General features: G+C 50.4%; 3 protein-coding genes. 1 reads left to right on the top strand and 2 read right to left on the bottom strand.

The annotated features are described in order from the left end of the window. Positions 1 to 1,625: flavin-containing monooxygenase (locus ABYT30_RS18290; RefSeq protein ID WP_373097947.1), on the bottom strand; the 1,625-nt coding region annotated here is incomplete at its 3' end. A 128-nt stretch (positions 1,626 to 1,753) separates the two neighbouring features. Further along, positions 1,754 to 2,134, bottom strand: a complete 381-nt coding sequence (locus tag ABYT30_RS18285) for a transmembrane 220 family protein (protein ID WP_373097945.1) — start codon at positions 2,132 to 2,134, stop codon at positions 1,754 to 1,756. Positions 2,135 to 2,408: 274 nt separating this feature from the next. Here ABYT30_RS18285 and ABYT30_RS18280 point away from each other — a divergent pair. Beyond that, on the top strand, positions 2,409 to 2,601 hold a 193-nt coding region (locus tag ABYT30_RS18280), incomplete at its 3' end, for a hypothetical protein (RefSeq protein ID WP_373097943.1).

The following is a 2,601-nucleotide window of genomic DNA, read 5'->3' as shown; positions in this document are numbered from 1 at the left end:
TTAATTTGCGCCTCGAGACTGGGCTCTACTGTCTTCAAGCCCCGCTGTAAAGCCTCTGCGACTATATAGCTAATATGATAGGCCTGCCGGCCAAACTGCTCAGTGGTCGTGGCGTTTAAGCCGCCCTGTATGTAGCCAATAAAAAATTGATTTGGAAATCCGTGGGTCATGGTGCCATGCAAAGTAAGCGGTCCTCCCCGCCAGTGATCATAGAGCGACTTTCCATCTCGCCCTGCGATCACATCAATACCCCAGCGCCGCTCTAGCTCACTACTTACTTCAAAGCCACTGGCAAAAATCATGCAGTCCACTGGGTATTCAGTGCCATTGCTGACAAACCCGGTCTCGGTCATTTGCTCAAGCCCCTGACTCCCCGACACATCGACGAGTTCAACATTACTCTGATTGAAGCAGGCATAATAATCATTATTCGACAGTGGCCGCTTGCAGAGAAAGCGGTAGTAAGGCTTGAGGGCTTCCGCCGTTTCAGGGTCATTAACCAGCGTATCGACGCGGCGCCGAAGCCGCTCCATTACTTGAAAATCAACTATCTCACGCCGCGCGACAAACTCCTCACTCGCCAACGCCGGCCAGCCTTCATCTGCGAGTTCACTGGCGAGGTTACGACTCACTTCAGTCCAGATATCACAAACCAAATCCGGTTCTCCCGGCAAAAAGGCCTCCATTGCCGCACGCTGAAAATTGGCCTTACGCGCAGCTTGCCAGCCCGGCTCTAAACCCTGCATCCACGCCGGGTCGGTGGGGGGATTAGGTCGCTCATCGACACTGGATGGCGTGCGCTGAACGACGTAGAGCTGCTTAGCATATTTGGCCAGCGCCGGAATCGCCTGAATCGCCGTCGCACCGGTGCCCACAATCGCTACTCGCTTATCAGTTAATTTATTCAGCGCCGGCTGCGTATAAGAGCCGCCTGTATAGTTGTAATTCCAGCGGGCGGTATGAAACATTTCACCGCGGTATTCATCAATACCCGGAATGCTTGGCAGCTTCGGCATATTCAGTACACCACAAGCCATGATCACGAACTTAGCGCGCAAGGTGTCGCCGCGATTTGTCTTAATCTGCCAGCGATTTGAGGCTTTATCCCAGCGTAAGGCGGTAATTAACGTATGAAACAAGGCCTTGTCACGAAAACCAAATTGCGCAGCCAATGACCGACAGTACTGGTAAATTTCAGCGCCGTCTGAGAATTTCTTAGACGGTATAAACCCCGTCTCTTCTAGCAGCGGCAAATAACAATAGGCGTCGTTATCGCACTGAATACCCGGATAGCGATTCCAATACCACACCCCGCCAAAATCACCAGCTTGATCGATATTGCGAATATTTTGCACACCCGCCTGCATTAAGTGATAAGAGGCCAAAATGCCCGAAAATCCAGCGCCGAGCACCACTACGTCGAGCTCCTCAGTGATCGGTTTCCGGTCAATTCGCGCTTGGTGGGGGTCAATCGCATAGCGCTGTTGATTTTCAACTGCCGGTCGAAAAATCGCTTCGCTACCCTTGGCCTTCAAGCGTTTATCACGCTCCTGCTGGTATTTACGTTTAAGGGCGGGAATATCAATCTCTGTCGGCTTGGGCACATCGCTAGTTTTACACGTCATCTCGACCTCGCAATTTCAGTCAGTGCGCTGCGTAATCGCAACGGCAGCGGCCTTGATTGCAAAGTGTAGTGAGCTGGCCTAATTATGGTTAATCATTAGGCGAAATTAGTGAGGCAATTAACGCACGGTTACCACGACCTCCCACCTCCACTCGGACGGAGCCAATAAAAGAGAATCCCCACAGTCGCAATTATCAAACCCAAAAACTCACGAGCGTATTCGACGTAGGGAGCAAGCGACATACTTCCAGTCAACGAGCTGTAATCACCCGAGCGCAAATAATCTAAAAAGCCAGGAGCGGACGCCAGCAAGCCCGCGACCACCAAGCCCAGCGCAAAAGGCGCGAACTTAGCGATATCACGCCCAAAGACTCGACTCAAAGGAAACAATGCAGCAATGCCATAGGTGCAGATCCAGTAGAGTGGGTCTGGATCATTAAGCTGCACTTCGGCCATATAAAAATAGAGTACGACAAGACTAAGATGAAGAAGGATCGCGATATTTTTCACTGAGTTACCCTGCGGCGAATGTAAGTCACAGCATCCATAATAGCCGTTTAGCGTTCCGCCTCAACAAGAAGCTGACTGCCGCCTTAGAAAGTAAAATATGCGCCATATGCCTCATTGGTTTCACAAAATGATTAACCCTAGCTTGTGGCGTGTGTAATTGTCCTGATACCGGACCAGCGCGTTGATTGAAATTGCCATATGGCGCAAGCAAACAAGCCTCTGGAAATTCACTAACAAATTTCGGTCTCGAGTGTTTCTTTTGAGGAAGTTAATAATGAAAATAAATGAACATCTTCGTCATGCATGGCTACGCCCTGCAATGACGTTAACCGTATTAGCTGCGGCAAGCTCTGCCACTTATATTCCCCCAGCCGTTGCCGCGGAGACACTACTTGAAGAAGTTCTAGTTACCGCTCGACGCAGGGCAGAAAATGAACAAACCGTCCCTATTGCGATGCAAGTAATGA

Source organism: Zhongshania sp., assembly GCF_041623545.1.
Classification (GTDB): domain Bacteria; phylum Pseudomonadota; class Gammaproteobacteria; order Pseudomonadales; family Spongiibacteraceae; genus Spongiibacter.
The sequence above is the reverse complement of the archived record's forward strand: the minus strand, read 5'-3'. Positions and strand labels throughout refer to the sequence as shown.